21 protein-coding genes are annotated in these 18,969 nt (G+C 35.8%); 13 read left to right on the top strand and 8 right to left on the bottom strand.

What is annotated here, in order from left to right:
* Window positions 1-17 precede the first annotated feature (17 nt).
* The 5 genes from MKS83_RS03090 to MKS83_RS03110 all read left to right on the top strand — a co-directional run bounded on the left by MKS83_RS03090 (window position 18) and on the right by MKS83_RS03110 (window position 3,764).
* Window positions 18-716 (top strand): DsbA family protein, encoded by a 699-nt coding sequence (locus MKS83_RS03090; protein ID WP_240581916.1) that lies wholly within the window; start codon window positions 18-20, stop codon window positions 714-716.
* A 15-nt stretch (window positions 717-731) separates the two neighbouring features.
* Complete coding sequence (locus MKS83_RS03095; RefSeq protein ID WP_240581917.1) at window positions 732-1,313, top strand: nucleosidase; 582 nt, start codon at window positions 732-734, stop codon at window positions 1,311-1,313.
* 68 nt (window positions 1,314-1,381) lie between these two features.
* The gene (locus MKS83_RS03100) at window positions 1,382-2,176 is read left to right on the top strand and encodes a helix-turn-helix domain-containing protein (protein WP_240581918.1); all 795 of its coding nucleotides are present in this window, start codon (window positions 1,382-1,384) and stop codon (window positions 2,174-2,176) included.
* Window positions 2,177-2,238: 62 nt separating this feature from the next.
* Entirely contained in the window at window positions 2,239-3,246 is a 1,008-nt protein-coding gene (locus MKS83_RS03105; RefSeq protein WP_240581919.1) for a S41 family peptidase, read from the top strand.
* A complete protein-coding gene (locus MKS83_RS03110; protein ID WP_240581920.1) occupies window positions 3,246-3,764 on the top strand; it encodes a GNAT family N-acetyltransferase in 519 nt (172 codons plus the stop codon). The genes MKS83_RS03105 and MKS83_RS03110 overlap by 1 nt, the downstream gene beginning before the upstream one ends.
* A gap of 64 nt (window positions 3,765-3,828) precedes the next feature.
* On the opposite strand, the gene MKS83_RS03115 is transcribed toward MKS83_RS03110, so the two are convergent.
* Window positions 3,829-5,310, bottom strand: coding sequence for a PLP-dependent aminotransferase family protein (locus MKS83_RS03115; RefSeq protein WP_240581921.1), 1,482 nt, complete (start codon window positions 5,308-5,310; stop codon window positions 3,829-3,831).
* Window positions 5,311-5,375: 65 nt separating this feature from the next.
* Between MKS83_RS03115 and MKS83_RS03120 the strand changes: the two genes are divergently transcribed.
* The 5 genes from MKS83_RS03120 (at window position 5,376) to bioA (ending at window position 10,168) form a co-directional block, all read left to right on the top strand.
* Window positions 5,376-5,999, top strand: coding sequence for a hypothetical protein (locus MKS83_RS03120; protein WP_240581922.1), 624 nt, complete (start codon window positions 5,376-5,378; stop codon window positions 5,997-5,999).
* Window positions 5,992-7,101, top strand: coding sequence for an aminotransferase class I/II-fold pyridoxal phosphate-dependent enzyme (locus MKS83_RS03125; RefSeq protein ID WP_240581923.1), 1,110 nt, complete (start codon window positions 5,992-5,994; stop codon window positions 7,099-7,101). The genes MKS83_RS03120 and MKS83_RS03125 overlap by 8 nt, the downstream gene beginning before the upstream one ends.
* A 116-nt stretch (window positions 7,102-7,217) precedes the next feature.
* Window positions 7,218-7,868, top strand: coding sequence for a dethiobiotin synthase (bioD, locus tag MKS83_RS03130; RefSeq protein WP_240581924.1), 651 nt, complete (start codon window positions 7,218-7,220; stop codon window positions 7,866-7,868).
* Window positions 7,865-8,878 carry a biotin synthase BioB gene (gene bioB / locus MKS83_RS03135; RefSeq protein WP_240581925.1) on the top strand — a complete coding sequence of 338 codons (1,014 nt, stop codon included), beginning with the start codon at window positions 7,865-7,867 and terminating at the stop codon, window positions 8,876-8,878. The genes bioD and bioB overlap by 4 nt, the downstream gene beginning before the upstream one ends.
* A gap of 18 nt (window positions 8,879-8,896) precedes the next feature.
* Window positions 8,897-10,168 carry an adenosylmethionine--8-amino-7-oxononanoate transaminase gene (bioA, locus tag MKS83_RS03140; RefSeq protein WP_240581926.1) on the top strand — a complete coding sequence of 424 codons (1,272 nt, stop codon included), beginning with the start codon at window positions 8,897-8,899 and terminating at the stop codon, window positions 10,166-10,168.
* A 37-nt stretch (window positions 10,169-10,205) separates the two neighbouring features.
* On the opposite strand, the gene MKS83_RS03145 is transcribed toward bioA, so the two are convergent.
* Complete coding sequence (locus MKS83_RS03145) at window positions 10,206-10,676, bottom strand: Lrp/AsnC family transcriptional regulator (protein ID WP_240581927.1); 471 nt, start codon at window positions 10,674-10,676, stop codon at window positions 10,206-10,208.
* 146 nt (window positions 10,677-10,822) lie between these two features.
* On the opposite strand from MKS83_RS03145, the gene MKS83_RS03150 reads away from it, so the two are divergent.
* The 3 genes from MKS83_RS03150 (at window position 10,823) to MKS83_RS03160 (ending at window position 13,799) form a co-directional block, all read left to right on the top strand.
* A complete protein-coding gene (locus tag MKS83_RS03150; RefSeq protein WP_240581928.1) occupies window positions 10,823-12,208 on the top strand; it encodes an MFS transporter in 1,386 nt (461 codons plus the stop codon).
* A 58-nt stretch (window positions 12,209-12,266) separates the two neighbouring features.
* A complete protein-coding gene (locus MKS83_RS03155) occupies window positions 12,267-13,187 on the top strand; it encodes a DUF3078 domain-containing protein (RefSeq protein WP_240581929.1) in 921 nt (306 codons plus the stop codon).
* 327 nt (window positions 13,188-13,514) lie between these two features.
* Complete coding sequence (locus MKS83_RS03160; RefSeq protein WP_157798719.1) at window positions 13,515-13,799, top strand: bacteriocin-like protein; 285 nt, start codon at window positions 13,515-13,517, stop codon at window positions 13,797-13,799.
* Window positions 13,800-13,970: 171 nt separating this feature from the next.
* On the opposite strand, the gene MKS83_RS03165 is transcribed toward MKS83_RS03160, so the two are convergent.
* The 6 genes from MKS83_RS03165 to MKS83_RS03190 all read right to left on the bottom strand — a co-directional run bounded on the left by MKS83_RS03165 (window position 13,971) and on the right by MKS83_RS03190 (window position 18,734).
* Window positions 13,971-14,792 (bottom strand): alpha/beta fold hydrolase, encoded by an 822-nt coding sequence (locus MKS83_RS03165; protein ID WP_100375689.1) that lies wholly within the window; start codon window positions 14,790-14,792, stop codon window positions 13,971-13,973.
* 158 nt (window positions 14,793-14,950) lie between these two features.
* Window positions 14,951-15,469, bottom strand: coding sequence for a DsbA family protein (locus tag MKS83_RS03170; RefSeq protein WP_240581930.1), 519 nt, complete (start codon window positions 15,467-15,469; stop codon window positions 14,951-14,953).
* A 2-nt stretch (window positions 15,470-15,471) separates the two neighbouring features.
* On the bottom strand, window positions 15,472-15,933 hold the full coding sequence (locus MKS83_RS03175; protein ID WP_240581931.1) for a redoxin domain-containing protein: 462 nt from the start codon (window positions 15,931-15,933) through the stop codon (window positions 15,472-15,474).
* A gap of 5 nt (window positions 15,934-15,938) precedes the next feature.
* Window positions 15,939-16,631, bottom strand: a complete 693-nt coding sequence (locus MKS83_RS03180) for a YoaK family protein (RefSeq protein ID WP_240581932.1) — start codon at window positions 16,629-16,631, stop codon at window positions 15,939-15,941.
* A gap of 5 nt (window positions 16,632-16,636) precedes the next feature.
* Entirely contained in the window at window positions 16,637-17,683 is a 1,047-nt protein-coding gene (locus MKS83_RS03185; RefSeq protein WP_240581933.1) for a cupin domain-containing protein, read from the bottom strand.
* A 493-nt stretch (window positions 17,684-18,176) separates the two neighbouring features.
* Window positions 18,177-18,734 (bottom strand): hypothetical protein, encoded by a 558-nt coding sequence (locus MKS83_RS03190; protein ID WP_240581934.1) that lies wholly within the window; start codon window positions 18,732-18,734, stop codon window positions 18,177-18,179.
* Window positions 18,735-18,969: the final 235 nt, after the last annotated feature.

The following is an 18,969-nucleotide window of genomic DNA, read 5'->3' on the forward strand; positions in this document are numbered from 1 at the left end:
AATAAACTTTTTAAGATATGAAAATAGAAATCTGGTCGGATGTAATGTGTCCGTTTTGTTATATAGGAAAAAACAATTTTGAAAAGGCTTTGGAAAAAATGCCGTTCAAAGACGAAGTGGAAGTAGAGTGGAAGAGTTTTCAGCTTGATCCTACTTTAGACTCGAAAGAAACCAAAAATACTACGGAATATTTCAAAGAGAAAAAAGGTTTTCCTGAAGCTCAGGCACAGCAAATGATTGGCCAGGTTATGCAAATGGGAAAAGGAGCAGGAATTGATTTTAATTTTGAAAAAGCTTTAATTACGAATACCTTTTCGGCTCACAAGCTATTGCATTTGGCAAAAAAATATAATAAAGCCAACGAAATGGAAGAAGCGCTCTTTATTGCTCATTTCATTGACGGGAAAAACGTGGGAGATCTTGAAACCTTAATTTCTTTAGCCGAATCTTTGGGTATTGACAAAGAGGAAGCAAAACAGGCTTTAACCTCTGAAGACTTTGATTATGAGATCAACCAGGATATTCTGGAAGCAAGAAATAATGGAGTTTCTGGAGTTCCTTTCTTCGTCTTGAACGGTAAATATGCGGTTTCCGGAGCACAGCCTGTAGAACTTTTTGAAAATGCTCTTCAACAAACTTATAATGAAACAGTAAGTCCTCTAAAAAACCTTTCTGATAAAGGAGCTTCTTGTGATACAGACGGATGTGAAATTTAATTTTAGGAGGAAAACATGATAACAATAAATAAAGAACATCAATTTGCTCTTGAAGATATTCTTTTCGTTTTTGCCTTAGATTCTGAAGCGGGAAAGGTTTTTAACGATAAAAATAAATTAATTACAGGCATTGGTAAAGTAAATGCTGCTATGGAGCTTACAAAAGAAATCCACAGGAGAAAACCGAAACTAATCGTAAACTTAGGTTCTGCAGGAAGCAAAAATTTTCACAAGGGAGAGGTTATTTGCTGCACAAAATTCATTCAGCGTGATATGGATGTAAGAGGTCTTGGATTTAAATTGTATGAAACTCCACTTTCCGGAATACCTCCCGTTTTGGAATATGGACTCAGAAAACATGACCTTCCCGAAGGGATTTGCGGAAGTGGCGACAGCTTTGAAATGAACCATTCTGAAACCGTTTATAATATTGTTGATATGGAAGCTTATCCTTTAGCATTAATTGCCATGAAAGAGAATATTCCGTTTCTGTGCTTAAAGTATATTTCTGACGACGCAGGAAGCGATGCAGCTGATGACTGGACGGTACAGGTTCATTTAGCTTCTGAAGCGTTTAACAAAATTCTATTTTCGTAAATTTAAAATCTGAAGACTTTTCTTCAGATTTTATTTTTAAATGATTTCTACAGTCCAGATATTTTAAAATGAAAGTTAATTTCTACAAACCTAATCACCCGGTTCTTGAAAAATATATTGAAGGGTATTACTTTATTGCAAAAGATGATTCCAATGCAACATTGAATTATATCACATTTCCTGATAATTATTTTATTATTTCAGCTTGTGAAAATGTTTTGTTTTTTCGCGATCAAAACAAGGTGGAAATTTCTGCATCCAATGAGGAAAATATTTTTATTGACTTTGTTTCGCGTTGCAATTCTCCTGTGGAAATTCGTTACAAACAGCCCATCAATGAAATTACCGTTTATTTTAAGCCTTTAGGAATCTATCATTTTTTTAGTTCGGTTGAAAGCCGTTTTTTAGAACAGGAAATCATTTCATCAGATTGTAAAGAAGTTATGAAAACTATCTTGACTAAACAAGACAGAAAAAATCAGATTGATATGCTGGAAAAGTATTTTCTTTCAAAATATCAGGAAAAAGAATTAACCACTGTTCAGTCTATTGTTAATGATTTAGATTCAGATTTAAAAATTGAGGAGATTGCAGCAAAACATAGTATTTCAAGGCAATATGTAAACAAACTATGTACAAAATTTTTAGGTAAGTCAGCTTCTGAATTTAGAAAAATTCAACGGTTTAGAAATTCTGTTAGTTTAAATAAAAGTGTGAAAAATTTGACCGAGCTTTCTTATGAAAACCTCTTCTATGATCAATCACATTTCATTAAAAATTTTAAAGATTTAACGAAAATTCAGCCTCATAAATTTTTTGAAAATGTAAATACGGAAGATAAAAATCTTTGGCTTTTTATCTGAGTTTACATTTTTACAATTCTAACTTTGCCCGTTCAGATATTTTTGCATCAAATTAATCATCAATGAAAAAAATAGGCTTACTAAGCTCGATCTTATTGTGTTCATTACTATTTGCACAAAATGATAAAACAAAAATACTCACTGAAATTTCGGACAAAATCAAAGAGAATTATATTGACGAAAAGGTTTTTAAAAGCATAGACTCCTTATTTCAAATCGAAATTAAATCCGGAAACTTCAATTCATTAGATGAAAAAGAATTTGCTAAAAATTTGACTCAAAAGTTAAGAACAGTGACAAAAGACAAACATTTTTTTGTTAAATATTTAGACAATTACTCCGCTCAAAATCCTATTAACGAGAAAGAACGGGAAAAGCAAGACAACTTCAGCAACAGTCTTGAGAATTATGGATTCGAAAAAGTTGAAAGACTGGAAGGCAATATCGGATATATTAATTACAAAGGATTTGCAGAACTGAAATCCAGTAAGAAACCCCTGGAAGCGGCCATGAATTTTGTCACTAACACTAATTCTCTAATTATAGACCTGCGGGAAAATGGAGGCGGGGACAATGCAATGCTTGTTGAGTTTTGTAGTTATTTTTTAGATGAAAAAGAAATTTTATACACCACCTATTTCCGAAATTCAGGAAAAACAGTAAAAAACAGAATACAATCAAACGTTGCAGGTAAAAAATATCTCAACAAAAACATTTATATTCTTACAAGCCCGAAAACATTTTCTGCCGGAGAGGCTTTGGCTTATTTTTTACAGGAAAGAAAATTAGCAAAAGTAATTGGTGAAAAAACCGGAGGCGCCGCTAATCCTGTCGATCCTTATTATATTCAGAACAAGTATCTTTTATTGGTTCCGGACGGAAAAATAACATCTACTTATTCGGGGAAAAACTGGGAACATATCGGAATCATTCCAGACAAAATTGTAAGTCAGGAAAATGCATTTAAGGCAGCTTATCTATTAGCTTTGCAGGAAATTATAAATCATAAAACAAAAACTGAACTTTCAGAAAGCGAAATCAAAAAACTTATCATTAAATTAAACCAATAATGTCAATACTCATCAAAAAAGCATCGATACAAGATTTATCAACCCTACAAAGCTTGGGAAGAAAAACCTTTTATGAAACTTTTTCTGCCCATAACTCCGAAGAAGAAATGCAAAACTATCTGAATAAAAGCTTTGCGACGGAAAAACTAACCACAGAAATCAATAATCCCGATTCTCAATTCTTTATTGCCTGGGAAGAAAGCCTTCCGGTTGGGTATTTAAAAGTAAACTCAGGAAAAGCGCAGACAGAATTACAGGATGAAACTTCTCTGGAAATTGAAAGAATCTATGTAAAAAGCAGTCATCATGGTAAAAAAGTAGGACAGATCCTCTACGAAAAAGCATTGGAAATCGCTCAGGAAGAAAATAAAAAATACCTTTGGTTAGGAGTCTGGGAAGAAAACCTGAGAGCGGTAAACTTCTACAAGAAAAATGGTTTTGTTCAGTTTGATACCCATATTTTCAAATTAGGGAATGAAGAGCAGACTGATCTGATGATGAAAAAAACACTTCATTAAAAGTATAAATTTAAAAACCGTAAAAGCATAAAATAGTACTTTTACGGTTTTTAAATAAAAGTGATTATAGTAACTTCCTTAGATTTTCAGAAAGAATTCCCACGCTTTTTTCCATTTCATGGATATTCAGATTACCAAATCCAAGCCTCATTGCCGTTAGTTCCTGATTTTGATATAAAAGGGTTTTAGGAATAAAAAGATTATTCTGCAAGCAGTTTCTACTGAGCTGCATAAGATTGATTTTAACATCAAGTTCCATCCATATTGCAAGACCTCCCGCAGGTTTTTGAAAACGGACAAATTCTCCAATATTCTCCTGAATCATATCTGCAAAATGATCCCGCCTTTCCTGGTAAACTTTCAATGACTTTTTTAAATATCGGTTGATTTCTCCTTCTGCAATCATTTCTCCCAACACATGCTCCATCAGAATATCTCCTTGTCTATCGATAATTCCCAGATATTTTCTCATTTCAGTCATAAGATTTTCGGGAGCTACAATAAATCCGGTACGAAACCCCGGAGCCAGAGACTTCCCAAAAGAACCGATGTAAATCACCATCCCGTTTGTATCTGCACTGGCAAGAGGAAGAATGGGGCTTTTGTCATAATGGAAATCGTAATCGTAATCATCTTCCAGAATAATGAATCCAAACTCATGGGCAAGATTCAGCAATTCCAATCTTCGCTGAGCACTTAACGTAACTGTTGTAGGATAATGATGGTGCGGAGTAAGATACAGCATTCTTATTGTTTGCCGTTTGCATATTTCTCTTACTTTTTCTACATCAATTCCTTCATTATCAATCGGAATTGTAACAATTTTAACACCCGTTTTCTGGAAAATCATATTCACTGAGAAATAACTTAAAGCTCCCACCAAAACGGTATTTCCTTCTGACAACAAGATCTCGGAAGCAATATAAATACTCATTTCTGTGCTTCTGGTAATAAGCAGGTTATTGTTGGAAATCGGTAATCCTCTTGATAAATTGAGATATTGGGAAAGGTGTTTTTTGAAAAACTCACTTCCGTCCTGATTATAATGTCCCATTTTATGGGCTTTTCTCTTTAAAGTCGAGCTGTAAATTCTGGACTGCTGATCGATTTGGGTTAAACGGATATCAGGAGAGCCATCATTTAAAATAAATTCACAATCTGAATGCTCAAAAGGATTGTCTAAAATATTGGAGGTTTTAAAACTAAATCCAGTGGATTTTGGATAGTTTTTGAGGTTTATTTTATCGAAATCATTAAAATCAATCGGTTTTTCATCATTTTTACCGATAATGAAAGTTCCTTTATTGGGCAGGCTTTCTACCCAGCCTTGAGCAAAAAGCTCATCATACACTGCAACAATGGTATTCCTATGAACTTCTAAATTCTGGCTTAACGTTCTGGTTCCCGGAAGTTTGGTTCCAAAAGGTAAAAAACCTCTTTGAATCGCATTGATTAACTGATTAGTGATCTGCATATAGATTGCAGATTCAGAATTTCTGTCGACTTTAATGAAACTTTTATAAGGAATTTCAACCGGACTACTCATAACATAAAAACTGGCACCATTAAACCATCCGGCAATATACTACTTTTGAACCAAAACAAAAGAGAATGGGACTTTACAATCTTTTAGAAAAAATAATTCAGCATGATGAGATTCATTCAAAATGGCTGAATACACTTTCATTCATGGAAAATGCCGGTGCAAGGAAAATTTCTGCTTGTGAACATCCGACGGAAGTTAGCTTAATTCAGCTAAAACACGCCGCTGAAGAACATCGCCATGCCTATTATCTGAAAAAGCAAATTCTGAAAATCAATCCTGAATATTGTAAAACATATAACAGCAATGAGCTCTTAGCTCCCATAGCAACCAGACAATACCTTCATTCTCTTGACATCAAAGCCTGTAAATATCTTCAGCAGGTATTCCAATTAACAAAAGAAGAACTAAAATATGCGGCTTATCTATTTGTAACCTATGCAATCGAGGTTCGTGCCGATGAATTATATCCTGTTTACCAGGAAATCCTTACCAAAACTTCTTCAAAAATCATGGTAAAGTCGATTATTCTTGAAGAGGAAGGACATTTGGAGGAAATGATCAATCAACTGGATGAATTTTCAGAAGACTGGAAAACTCATGCTGATACTGTTCTAACTATTGAAAAAGAACTTCATGAAAAATGGATTAACGCTATTTCACAGGAGGTTTTACAATTGAATTATGCTTAGTCAATCTCTTCATTTTCAGGAAGCTTTAGAAAAAAGAAAAGAAAACGGGACTTTAAGAGTTTTAAAACCTCAGCAAAAGGGAACCGACTTCTATTCTAACGATTATCTGGGATTAGCGAGAAATACAGATTTCCAAAATATCTTATTAAACAAGATTCTTGAGAACCCTAATCTACTGAAGGGAAGTACCGGATCAAGGTTGATAAGCGGAAACAGTACGATTATACATGAAACTGAAGAATATATTGCAAAAGAGCACGGATACGAATCCTCTTTACTTTTCCCTTCAGGATACAACGCCAATCTTTCTTTGTTCTCAACACTTCCGACACGCCATGATACTATTATTGTCGATGAAATGATCCATCGTTCGGTACATGATGCCTGTAAAATTTCAAATGCTAAAAAACTGAAGTTCAAACATAATGATATTGAAGATTTAGAACAGATTTTAAAAAGGCAAAACGGACGTTGTTATGTTGCCATTGAAAGCTTGTATTCTATGGATGGAGATTTTGCTCCCATTCATGAAATTATTGAAATCACAGAAAAATACAATGCTCACCTGATCGTAGATGAAGCGCATACTTTTGGAGTTTTCGGATATGGTTTGATCAATGAATTTCAGCTTCAAAATAAAGTGTTAGCAACAGTTATTACTTACGGGAAAGCTCTTGGAAGTCATGGAGCCGCAGTTTTAAGTAATAATCTGATAAAATCTTACCTCATTAATTTTTCATCTCCTTTTATTTATACAACTTCTGCCCATGACTTTCTCTGGAACAGCATTCGGGAAGGATATCAATTTTCAAATATGAATAACGGATTACCCAATAAACTTCAGGAAAATATTAAAACTTTCCGGGATCAGAATTTAAGCAGTCCATCTTCAGAAAAAAGTCCAATTCAGGCGATCCTAATTCCTGATAATCATCAATTGAGAAGTTTAAAGGAAACCTTGTTTGAAAATGGATTTTTAACATACGCTGTTTTTAGTCCAACGATAAAAGAAGGAACAGAGCGATTAAGAATTTGCCTACATAGTTTCAATACAGAAGAGGAGATTCTCGGATTGACAAAGATTATTAAAGACTTTATTTAAAGTAGTTTGTCATTATGAATGAAACGCCGTGAAATGAAGAATCTATTCGTGAATAGATTTCTCCTTCGTCGAAATGACAAAAACCCGCTACAAAGTAGATATATATATTTGAAATCATGAACTTAGAAATAGAAGTAAAAAACATTAGACAAAAACAGCTTTTCATCACCGGAATTGGAACCGAGGTAGGAAAAACCGTTTGTTCAGCAGTTTTAACGAAATACTTCAATGCAGATTACTGGAAACCAGTTCAGTCAGGGGATCTGGATTATTCTGACTCTAACAAAATCAGTGAATGGACAGGAGAGAACACCATTTGTTATCCTGAAACGTATTGCTTTCAGCTTGCCGCTTCACCCCATCAATCCGCAAAAGAAGAAGGAATCACCATTGATTTAAATGAATTCAGTCTTCCTCACACTCAAAACAACCTCATCGTAGAAGGAGCAGGAGGCTTGATGGTTCCTTTAAACGATCATGAATTTATCATTGATTTAATTGAAAAACTAAACATTCCTGCTGCATTGGTGGTAAGAAATTACTTAGGCTGCATCAATCATACTTTATTATCCATTTCAGCTTTAGCACAAAGGAAAATAAAGCTTGAATACCTCATCCTTAACGGAGATTTCCCACAAGATACCGAAAGAGTAATTTGTAAAAATATGCCATCCGAAGCAAAAGTCATCAGAATTCCTGATGTGAAAAATATTACGAAAGACTGTATAGAAAATATTGTAAAACAATTAGAAAAAATAGACTCATGAATAAGAATCAACTAAGAAATGACTGGACAAAGGAAGAAATAGAGGAAATTTACAACCTCCCGCTTCTTGAACTCATCTATAAAGCAGCAACAATTCATCGTGAGTGGCACAATCCTGAAGAAGTACAAATGTCAACTTTATTATCCATAAAAACCGGTGGATGCCCTGAAGACTGCTCATATTGCGGACAGGCCGCCCGTTATCACACCAATATCAAGGTTCAGGCATTACTTCCGACAGAACAGGTAATTGAGCACGCAAAAAAAGCAAAAGAAGGAGGATCATCCCGTTTCTGCATGGCTGCAGCATGGAGAGAAGTTCGCAACAACCGTGATTTTGACCGAGTAATCGACATGGTAAAAGGAGTCAATGATTTAGGAATGGAGGTTTGCTGTACCTTGGGAATGCTGACAGAAGAACAGGCAATTCGCCTTCAGGAAGCCGGATTATATGCTTATAATCATAACTTGGACACCTCTGAACAATATTACGAAGAAATCATCTCCACAAGAACTTTCGATAACAGAATTAACACCATCAATAATGTGAGAAAAGCAGGAATCACAGTATGTTCAGGGGGAATTATCGGATTAGGAGAAACTCATAAGGACAGAATTTCTATGCTCCTGACTTTATCAACTATGCCTAAGCACCCCGAGTCAGTTCCCATCAATGCATTAGCCAGAGTAGAAGGAACCCCGCTTCAGGATAACGAAAAAACAAATACCTGGGAAATGGTAAGAATGATTGCCACAGCAAGAATCATCATGCCATCCTCAATGGTCCGTTTAAGTGCGGGAAGAATAGAAATGACAGAATTTGAACAGGGATGGTGTTTTATGGCAGGAGCTAATTCCATTTTTACAGGAGAAAGAGAAACCTTATTGGTAACACCAAACCCCGGAGTTTCGGAAGATATGCAACTGTTGCAGACATTAGGATTAAAACCAATGAAAAGACAAGTCGATAAAGCTATGAATCAGTTTGAAAATTGGAAATCAACCTGTTAATTCTTTTAATTTTAAAATATGAATTTACAGCAACGTGATAAGCTTGTCAACTGGCATCCTTACACCCAAATGAAGACCGCAGAAGACGCAGTTCCTATTGTGAAAGGAAAAGGAGTTTATCTTTTTGACGATAAAGGAAAACAGTATATTGATGCCGTATCTTCATGGTGGGTTACCTTACATGGTCATGCTCATCCTTACATTGCTCAAAAAGTTTCTGAACAACTACACACATTAGAACAGGTTATTTTTGCAGGTTTTACCCATCAACCAGCCATTCAGCTTTCGGAAAATTTATTGAAACTTTTACCAGATAATCAGGAAAAAGTGTTTTACTCCGACAATGGTTCAACTGCAGTGGAAGTCGCTTTAAAAATGTGTATTCAATTCGCTCACAACCAAGGAAAGAAAAAAACAAAAATTCTCGCTTTTAAAGATGCCTATCACGGTGATACTTTCGGAGCCATGTCTGTAAGCGGAAGAAGCATATGGACAAAACCTTTTGGAGATATGTTGTTTGACGTTACCTTCATTGATACGCCAACTTCCGAGAACTTACAGAGCCTACAATCTCAAATCTCACATATCGCTGATGAAATTGCCTGTTTTATTTATGAGCCACTCGTTCAGGGAGCAGCAGGAATGCTGATGCATAATCCTGAAGACTTATCCGAATTAATGAAATTTTGTAAAAAGCAAAACATTTTACTGATTCAGGATGAAGTTTTCACAGGCTTTGGAAGAACAGGAAAATTATTCGCAGCCAATTATCTTACGGAAAAACCTGATATTATGTGTTTCTCAAAGGGATTGACAGGCGGAACCATGCCTATGGGAATTACCACGTCTTCCAATAAAATTTTCAATGCTTTTTTGTCGGAAGACAAATACAAAACCTTATTTCACGGGCATTCTTTCACGGCAAATCCATTAGCATGTACAGCAGCTTTGGCAAGCATGGAGCTTTTACTGAATAAAGAAACCCAGGACAATATTCGTTTGATTACTGAAAAGCACAAAGAATTTTCTCAAATTTTAAGTCAACATCCGAAAGTTGAAAATGTCCGTCAGACAGGAACTATTTTAGCATGGGATATTAAGACAGAACAAGACACTTCATATTTCAATCTGGTTGGAAAATTCTTTTATAAGGAATTTTTAAACAAGGGAATTATTATGCGGCCCTTAGGAAATGTAATGTATCTCGTACCTCCTTATTGCATTACCGCTGAAGATATGGAATATATTTACCAGACTATCTTACAGGTCTTGCAGATAAAACCAAATTAAAATCAATACATGTCTCCAACCATACTGGAGACATTTTTTATATGATCTGAAAGCTTTCTTTAATGCTGTTCATCACAAAAATACTTTTCGTTTGGCCGATACCCTCAATCTCGGAAAGTTTATTAATGAAAAACTCATGGAAATCATCCATATCTGCCGCCAGGATTTTCAGCATGAAATCAAACTCTCCGCTTATATTGTAAAATTCCACTACCTCCTTAAGCTTGCCAACCTGTTCAATAAAAGCACCTGCCGTTTTTTTGTTATGAACATTTAAAGCCACCATACAAATAACCATCATGCCTTTATTGATCTTCTTCCGATCCACAACTGTTGTATATCCTTTAATGATTCCCATTTTCTCCAGTCGCTTTATACGCTCATGAGTTGGAGTAGGACTTAAATTGATTCTTACCGCAATATCACGAATACTCAGTTTTGCATCTTTCTGCAGAATCCGTAAAATGGACAGGTCTTTTTCATCCGGAGTGTATATTTCAGTTGCCATACGTTCTGTATTATATTATAATCACACATTAAAAAGAACAATTATTCTTTTAAACATATAAATATAACAAAATCGTTCTAAATTAATATTAAAATTTTATAAAAAGTTCTATTAAATTTAATTTTGCAAACACAAAAATAGTTATAATGCAGCCTAGAAAAAACCTGATTTTAATATTAGCATCTATCGGAACTTTTGTTGAAGCTTTAGATATTGCGATTATTAATTTAACCATACCTTCTATTCAGTCACAGTTCAACATCACCGCAAATACCGTACAATGGCTGCAGACCTTATACGTTCTTTTTTTTGGTGGGTTTTTAATTATTGGCGGAAAACTTTCAGACCAGATTGGACGTAAAAAGATTTTCATCATAGGAGGAGCAATCTTTATGCTCACATCTTTAGGAGCAGGAATGTCGGTTAATTTTCAGACTTTAGCAGTATTCAGAGCACTGCAGGGATTAGGTGCCGCATTTATTATGCCTTCAGCATTATCCATTGTTACTCATACTTTCCAGAAAGATCAGGAGAGAAACCGTGCATTAGGCATCTTCAGTGCTTTTGCAGCCATCGGATCGGGGAGTGGTCTGTCAATTGGAGGAATTATCAGTACGTATCTGAGTTGGCACTGGGTATTTTTAATTAATGTACCTATACTTTTTATAACAATTATATTGTCTTATAAGTTTCTTCCCTCGGATATACAAAACAAGAATCAGAAATCTACAGATATGATTTCAGGTATTCTTTTAGTTTCGGGATTATTACTAATGACTTATGGCACTCATGAATTCATTCACATTCAGGAAAATCCCGTTTTAATTTTAGGTTCTGTTATTCTGTCTCTTGTCTTATTGAGTGCATTTATCTATCGTTTAAAAAATATTTCCAATCCGTTAGTTGATCTTAAGCTGTTCTCTCACAGATCCCTGGTAATTTCCAATCTTACTTTCTTTTCCCTGGGTGCTTTTTTCATCTCCTTTTTATTCCTCATTTCTCTGATGCTGCAAAAAGATATGGACTACAGCGCTGCCGATTCAGGACTTATGCTTGTTCCTTTTAGTATTTTATCCGCCTTGATCGCCAAGTTTATTCTTCCAGCTGTCTCAAAAAAGCTAAATTCCGTACAAATTGGAATTTTAGGCTGGTCATTTATGCTTACAGGAGCATTATGTTTAATTTTTGCCATTTACCTTAATCACCCAACGGTTCTGGTCTTAACCGGAGCAGCCTGCATTTCCGGAGTCGGAATGACATTATGCTTTACGAGCTTATCCGTATTGGGAATTCGCGATGCTGAACCCCAACAGTACGGAGTCGCATCCAGCTTAACAAGCACCAGTTATTTTTTAGGTGCAGGAATCGGTTTATCATTGATGACATTAATGACACAATTTTTTCCTTCCGAATGGGCAGTAAGTACTTTATCTTTATCTATACTTTTCATATACGGTTTTATCGCAGTGGTTTTCCTACTGTACTTTATTATAAAAGAGTATAAAACTGTACGAACATCTCTCCATTATTAACATAATTAATAACCAATAAGTGAAATAATATTTTTAATTTTATAGAAATTAATAGACTATGAAAAAGATTTTATTACCACTTAGTATTTCTTTGGGAGCGCTTCTATCAGCTCAGGAAAAGTCTGAAGCTCCAGTTATTGACACCACAAAAGCATGGAGCATACAAGGTCAGAATACATTAATGCTTAATCAGGCAGCCTTCTCAAACTGGGTTGGTGGTGGAGCCAACAATGTGGGCTGGCTTGCCGGGGTCAACTACAATCTCACTTATGAAAAAGGAAAAGATCTTTGGGAAAATATTATCATTTTAGGTTATGGACAAAACAATACTAAAGGAGTAGGGACGAGAAAAACACAGGATGTCATCAATTTGTCCACCAATTATGGTAGAGAATTCGCGGAACACTGGTATATTTCTGCAGGAGCCAGTTTACAGACTCAGTTTGCAGCAGGTTATGAAGACGGCAATAATCCTGAAGCTCCAAAGATCTCCAACTTTATGGCTCCGGGTTACTTGAACTTGGGAGCAGGGGTTACCTATCGCCCGAATGACAATTTCACAATGACCCTAAGACCTGCCAATGCCAGATGGACTTTCGTACTGGATAAAGATTTACAATATGCAGGAACTTATGGGCTTAAAAACGATGGAGATTCTTCATTATTTCAATTTGGTTTTCTAGGTACTGCTATATATAAGGTAAAAATCATGGAGAACATCAATCTGATCAATACAGGTTCGGTTTTTTCTAATTACCTCGACCATCCTGAAAGATTAGTTCTTTCCTATAGTGGTGTTCTTAATATGAAGATCAATAAATTTATTTCCACAAATGTTACCTTAGATTTATTGTATGATCATAACCAGATCGAGAAAACACAGCTGAAACAGACATTGGGAGTTGGGTTCGCTTACAATTTTGATAACGGAAAAAAGAGATCTGAGAACAAAGAAAATCAATCCTGGCTCAAAAAGTAAAGTAAACAGGTAGCTAAAAACTATTAGATCTCCCCTGAAACAACACTTTTGTATCTATAAAAAGACGCTGTATTCCATTTTATATGAAATAGAAATTCAATTAGTGAAAAAAAATTAACCTTAAAAACAACTCAAACTATACTTTCACATTTTTTAACATTTAGAAAATCAACGAAATAGCAACAAAAGTGAAATTCACATAAAATATCAATTATATTAACGAAATATTAAATCATAAAAAAAAATAATTATTTTTTATAAAAAGATATAAACATATCATTATTATTCATATCTTAGTGATGTATTAATCATATAAATTACAATCACATGAAAAATTTGAAAAAATTAAACAGAAATGAGTTGAAAACTATTTCAGGAAACGGGCTACTAGACAACATTACTGGTGTTGTTACAGGTACTGTTGGTGCCGTAGGTGGTGCTATTGGTGGTTTAGGAGGAGTAGTTGGTGGTGTTGTAGGTGGCGTAGTAGGAACAGTTGGCGGTGCTGTTACAGGTACTGTTGGTGTTGTAGGAACTACATTATGCAATGTTCAGTGCGTTGTTAACGGTATTGTTACGATCAAAGTACTTGCTTGCGGATCTACTTGTTAAGAAAAAATTAAGTTTAGTATGGTATAACCGCTCTTTAAAAGAGCGGTTTTTTTATTATTAAAATTGGAGATGTCAGTTTTAGGAATAACCAGAATAAATTTTAAAAAAAATAAAAAACCTTCTTTAATGATTTTAAAGAAGGTTTTTGCTTTCATGGAGATTGCCTTATTGTTAGCTTTCTATAAACTCCAACAAATCTTTATTAATAGTTTCGTGCTCTGTAGTCGGCATTCCGTGAGGGAAACCTGGGTAGGTAATCAGTTTTCCGTTCTTTAATAATTTAATTGATTTTAATGCCGCATTCGCAATAGGAACGATTTGGTCATCTTCACCATGCATAACTAAAACAGGAATATCCACGGCTTTAAGATCTTCCGTTAGATCTGTTTCAGAGAAAGCTTTGATTCCGTCATAATGAGCTACAATTCCCCCCATTAATCCTTGTCTCCACCAGTTTCTCTGAATTCCGTCTTTTATATTTGCTCCTTCTCTGTTATAACCGTAAAATGGGAAAGTCAAATCATAATAGAATTGATTCCTATTATTCATCGTCTGGTCTCGAATGTTGTCAAAAACTTCAATCGGAACACCGTCAGGATTGGTTTCACTTTTTACCATTACTGGAGGAATCGCACTGATTAGCACAGCTTTTTTCGCTCTTCCGTTAGCATATTTGTTCACATAACGGATCACTTCACCACCCCCTGTAGAGTGACCGATATGAATTACATCTTTCAGACCTAAGAATTCAACCAGCTCTGCTGCGTCAGAAGCATATTGTTCAATCGTGTGGTTATAAATATTCTGACTGGATCTTCCGTGACCTCTTCTGTCGTGGGTAACGACTCTGTAACCTCTCTGAAGGAAGAAAATAACCTGTGCGTCCCAATCGTCTGAAGATAATGGCCATCCGTGATGAAACATCAATACTGGTCCTTGGCCTTGGTCTTTGTAAAAAATCTCTGTTCCGTCTTTTAATTTTAGTGTGCTCATAATTTACTTTTTTTATTGTTGTGATTAATATTTTTGTTGTCTTAATTCTTTAGCAAATGTAGGTCGGCTAAATTCAATGTATCTTAACCTAAGTTAAAATCGTTCATTTGATATAAAATTATTTGGGCAGTACAAACTGCTTAAAAGTCCTTTTGTGGTTAATCAAACGCATTCTCACGTATCAGCTGAAACAAATCCATCGCACTGCCGTTGAATTTATTACCGTTAACGAAGAATGAAGGTGTTCCGTTCACACCGCTCATAATTCCGCTTTCAAAATCCGAATCTACTTTATCTTCCAGTTCAGCCTTCTGAATATCTGTTTTAAACTGAGAAACATTTAATCCTATTTTTTCTGCAAGCTCAAATAAGAACAATTCATTCAGAGATCCCTGATTTTCGTAGATCGCATCGTGCATTTCCCAAAATTTTCCCTGAAGATTGGCGGCCTCAGCTGCGATTGCGGCAGGTCTTGCGTATTGATGCATTTCCGACAAAGGAAAATTCCTGAAAACAAATTTTACCTGACTTCCGAATTCTTTCATTAATTCTTTCAAAACAGGATAAGCGGCTCCGCAATACGGACACTGATAATCTCCGTATTCTACAATCACAAGATCGGCATTATCGTTACCTTGGGCATGGTCAGTTGTACTGACAGATGGTTTTAGTGACATAATTATTGTGTGTTAAGGTTTTCTAAAGCTTCTAATATTCCGTCTGCGCCTGGATTGACGGCGGTAGGAGACAGGTAACTCCATTCGATGATACCCTCTTTGTTAATGACAAACAATGCGCGTTTACATTCTCCTTCTTCGTCATCATAAACCCCATATTTTCTTGCCGTTTCTCCTTTGGTTTCAAAGTCTGCCAACAACGGAAAGTGTAGATTACGGGATTGCGAAAATGCGAGATGACACCATTTGCTGTCTACGGAAATTCCAAAGAGTTCAGCATTATATTTCTTGAAATAGTTTAAAGTTTCATTGTATAGGGCCATTTGATCACTGCAAACCGGGCTCCAGTCCGCGGGATAAAATGCTAGGATTACATTCTTTCCTTTAAATTCAGATAAAGTTATTTTCTGGTCTGGTGTTGCAAACAATGTAAAATCAGGAGCAACAGTGCCTTTTTGTAACATAATATTTAGTTTTTGGGTGTTATTGAATTGAAAATTAATCCTCTACAAGTTAGCAATAAAACTGCAGGTAAAAGCAAAATCCAGTTTTTCCATATACTTAATAAGAAGGGAGCTGTCACAGCACCTGACAAAAATCCCATCCACAAAAGCAAGAGATAGATTGCATTTTCCTTAGCCTCGTTCTTCTCATTTTCATCATTACTCATCGTGAATATTGCCATATTTTTAGCAAGGCTGTTCAATGTACCGGTTACAAAATCTGTATTCACTTTCAGGTTTCCAACAGTCGTTACAATCGTATTCATCATTCCCATTGCAAAACCGATGATGGCAATCGAAGGAATCACAGGAATTCGACGATAATAATTCATAAAAGTATAAAGAATCAAAATTCCCGAAACAATATAAAAAACGATGCTTTTAACCTTGCATTTTTTCCATAATGATAAACATGTCCCGGCAAAAATCCCAATTAAGAAACTTCCAATTACCGTAACTGATGTAATGATGATTCCATATTTCTCACTGGAAAAAGCCGCTCCCAATTGCGTGGTATTTCCACTCATAAAGGAAACATAGGTTTTCCATTTGATCAATCCCGTTGCGTCGATATATCCTGCGATGAAGGCTAAAAAGATGGCCAATTTCTCCTGTACTTTGATTTCTTTGGAAGACAGAAGAGATTTTTCCGCAATCAAAACCGTTATTTTTCAGGTTGAATAAATACTTTTTTCGAAGGGAATTTCTCAATTTCGCCTTCCTTTAAACCAAAATTCGTTATGACAACATCTTTTGGATTTCCGGCCAGCCATTCGCTTAGATCAATGGATTCATAAGTTCCGCTGTTGAATCCAATCAATACTTTGCAGACCGTATCGCCTGTATTTTTGATGTAATGTCCGGCTCCCATCGGAACATAACCGACATCACCAGCGTTAAACTGCTCCGTAACAATCGTACCTTCCGCTAAGAAAACCGACATCTCGGCCTGTCCGGAAATAAAATACTGCCATTCATCCGCATTCGGATGCCAGTGCATTTCTCTCAAAGCACCTGGTTGCAACTCCAGAACAGAACCAGCCATTGTTTTGCTGATGGGAAATTCTTTACTTGTTACCAATCTCTGCAAACCACCTCCAGGAATGATTCTCGGTTGCTGGGAATGCAGTGGATAACGGTGAAGATTGGTTAATTCAATATCAGATTCTTCAGGTCTTGGGGTGGCATTGAAAGATAATTCATCCGGAACAATTCCTGCTGCGAAATAGGCTTCTTTCTGCGGTAATGCTGCCACTTCTTCAAGGGTTAAACCTAAGTTCTGAGCGGCAATTTCCGGCGGTACACTGGATACAAAATCTGTAACGCTGAACGTATGGTCTTCGGAAAAATTACCGTTATCAAAGATCAGAATGAAATGGCACTCTTCTGTTCCTGTCGCCTGGATCGAGTGACCGTACCCTTTGGGGAAATACCATACATCTCCCGGTTCGAAATTATCGGTATAGCTTTTTCCGTCCGGATGAATAATCGTTGTACGAACGGTTCCCGAAATCACATACGCCCATTCTGCTGCGTTGGCGTGCCAGTGCAATTCTCTCATACTTCCGGGCTGCAGTCTCATAGAAACTCCGGCAATACCGATAGAAGCGGGGAAATCTTTTACAGAAGCGCCTCTTGTAGTTCCACCGTCATTGGTGCGGGGATTTTGTTTTTCTAACTCATATTTGAAGCTTAAAGTTGAAGTTTTCATAATATTATTATTTTTTAGTGATTATCTCTTGTTCTTAATTTCTATGGTAAAGCTACTTCCAAATCTGGCTTTTTTCAGTTTCTATTCGGTGAACAGGCAAAATCAGTCGTTGAGTTTTATGATGAGACAGATGGTGAATTGTTGCAGAAGAAATTGAAATTTGTTGAGTTACAAACAGGATTGTTTTAAACTAGTATAAAATGCATTTGATTAAAACAGATTGCGGGAAACAAAACGCAAAGTTGTTTGGTTATAAACAGGGTTGTTTTAAACTAATGTAAAACGCATTTTATTCCAAACAAGTTGCGGGAAACAAAATGCAAAGTTATTATGTTGCAATCAGGGTTGTTTTAAACTAAAGTAAAATGTATTTTGTTCCAAACAAATTGCGGGAAATAAAATGCAAAGTCGTTTGGTTACAAACAGATTGTTTTTAAACAAAAAAATCACCGGATAAACCCAATGATTTTAATGAAAATATGTATTGTTTATTTTAAAAAGGCTGATTGTATTTACCTGTCAAAGCTTTGTTCTCGATACTTTTTGCAAAGTTGGGTGTTTCTTCGTGGTTGTGAGCGTCGGAGGCCGCTTGTCTTGACGTTGCAGCATCTGCAAGATTAATATTGTGCTCTTTCAGATATTCAAACATCTCGGGAGTTGCTGTTGCGTGAATTTCGTTGGTGTACAAAGTCGTGTTGTCATCAATTTTTGTGGCTTTCAGCTCCCATAAAACCTGAACTTTCGTTCTTCCGTTTTTGGTAATGGAATCGGAGATCGATAACATTCTGCAATAATCCGGGCGATACACTGTGGCTACATAATGCTGAACCATCAAAGCATCTCCGATTGTTTCAACATTTAACGAAACCGGTTCGCCGTCAAAAGTAGTAGAAATAGCGGCTCCGATGTGCTGTGTTGAGCATCTTTGATATTCGGCATCGGGTAAGTTTAATAACCAATCTGCGATGTTAACTTTTTCGAATGGTGCATTGATGATAGCGGTTACACTTGAGTGAGACAGTGCGTTTTCTGGTGTTTGTAGAATTTCCATAATGTTTTGGTTTTAATTGTTTGTATTAATTGATGATGTAAAGCTACAGGCAACTTAATTGAAAATCAATGGGTGTTCGATGAACAGGCAGAAACTGTCGTTGGGATGCGCGATATTTATTAATGAATAGAAAGAAATAGTAACAATTTTTAATATATATCAAGTTTGTCATTCCGTAAGAAACCTAACGAAGTGGTTCGACGAAGTCAATCTAAATTATTATTTTAAATACTTT

This window comes from Chryseobacterium sp. Y16C, assembly GCF_022488405.1.
Taxonomy (GTDB): Bacteria; Bacteroidota; Bacteroidia; order Flavobacteriales; family Weeksellaceae; genus Chryseobacterium; species Chryseobacterium geocarposphaerae.

What these genes read in the sequence shown, in the direction of transcription:
- MKS83_RS03090 (WP_240581916.1), top strand. Translation starts at nt 18, where the DNA reads ATGAAAATAGAAATCTGGTCGGATGTAATGTGTCCGTTTTGTTATATA.
- MKS83_RS03095 (WP_240581917.1), top strand. Translation starts at nt 732, where the DNA reads ATGATAACAATAAATAAAGAACATCAATTTGCTCTTGAAGATATTCTT.
- MKS83_RS03100 (WP_240581918.1), top strand. Translation starts at nt 1,382, where the DNA reads ATGAAAGTTAATTTCTACAAACCTAATCACCCGGTTCTTGAAAAATAT.
- MKS83_RS03105 (WP_240581919.1), top strand. Translation starts at nt 2,239, where the DNA reads ATGAAAAAAATAGGCTTACTAAGCTCGATCTTATTGTGTTCATTACTA.
- MKS83_RS03110 (WP_240581920.1), top strand. Translation starts at nt 3,246, where the DNA reads ATGTCAATACTCATCAAAAAAGCATCGATACAAGATTTATCAACCCTA.
- MKS83_RS03115 (WP_240581921.1), bottom strand. Translation starts at nt 5,310, where the DNA reads ATGAGTAGTCCGGTTGAAATTCCTTATAAAAGTTTCATTAAAGTCGAC.
- MKS83_RS03120 (WP_240581922.1), top strand. Translation starts at nt 5,376, where the DNA reads ATGGGACTTTACAATCTTTTAGAAAAAATAATTCAGCATGATGAGATT.
- MKS83_RS03125 (WP_240581923.1), top strand. Translation starts at nt 5,992, where the DNA reads ATGCTTAGTCAATCTCTTCATTTTCAGGAAGCTTTAGAAAAAAGAAAA.
- bioD (WP_240581924.1), top strand. Translation starts at nt 7,218, where the DNA reads ATGAACTTAGAAATAGAAGTAAAAAACATTAGACAAAAACAGCTTTTC.
- bioB (WP_240581925.1), top strand. Translation starts at nt 7,865, where the DNA reads ATGAATAAGAATCAACTAAGAAATGACTGGACAAAGGAAGAAATAGAG.
- bioA (WP_240581926.1), top strand. Translation starts at nt 8,897, where the DNA reads ATGAATTTACAGCAACGTGATAAGCTTGTCAACTGGCATCCTTACACC.
- MKS83_RS03145 (WP_240581927.1), bottom strand. Translation starts at nt 10,676, where the DNA reads ATGGCAACTGAAATATACACTCCGGATGAAAAAGACCTGTCCATTTTA.
- MKS83_RS03150 (WP_240581928.1), top strand. Translation starts at nt 10,823, where the DNA reads ATGCAGCCTAGAAAAAACCTGATTTTAATATTAGCATCTATCGGAACT.
- MKS83_RS03155 (WP_240581929.1), top strand. Translation starts at nt 12,267, where the DNA reads ATGAAAAAGATTTTATTACCACTTAGTATTTCTTTGGGAGCGCTTCTA.
- MKS83_RS03160 (WP_157798719.1), top strand. Translation starts at nt 13,515, where the DNA reads ATGAAAAATTTGAAAAAATTAAACAGAAATGAGTTGAAAACTATTTCA.
- MKS83_RS03165 (WP_100375689.1), bottom strand. Translation starts at nt 14,792, where the DNA reads ATGAGCACACTAAAATTAAAAGACGGAACAGAGATTTTTTACAAAGAC.
- MKS83_RS03170 (WP_240581930.1), bottom strand. Translation starts at nt 15,469, where the DNA reads ATGTCACTAAAACCATCTGTCAGTACAACTGACCATGCCCAAGGTAAC.
- MKS83_RS03175 (WP_240581931.1), bottom strand. Translation starts at nt 15,933, where the DNA reads ATGTTACAAAAAGGCACTGTTGCTCCTGATTTTACATTGTTTGCAACA.
- MKS83_RS03185 (WP_240581933.1), bottom strand. Translation starts at nt 17,683, where the DNA reads ATGAAAACTTCAACTTTAAGCTTCAAATATGAGTTAGAAAAACAAAAT.
- MKS83_RS03190 (WP_240581934.1), bottom strand. Translation starts at nt 18,734, where the DNA reads ATGGAAATTCTACAAACACCAGAAAACGCACTGTCTCACTCAAGTGTA.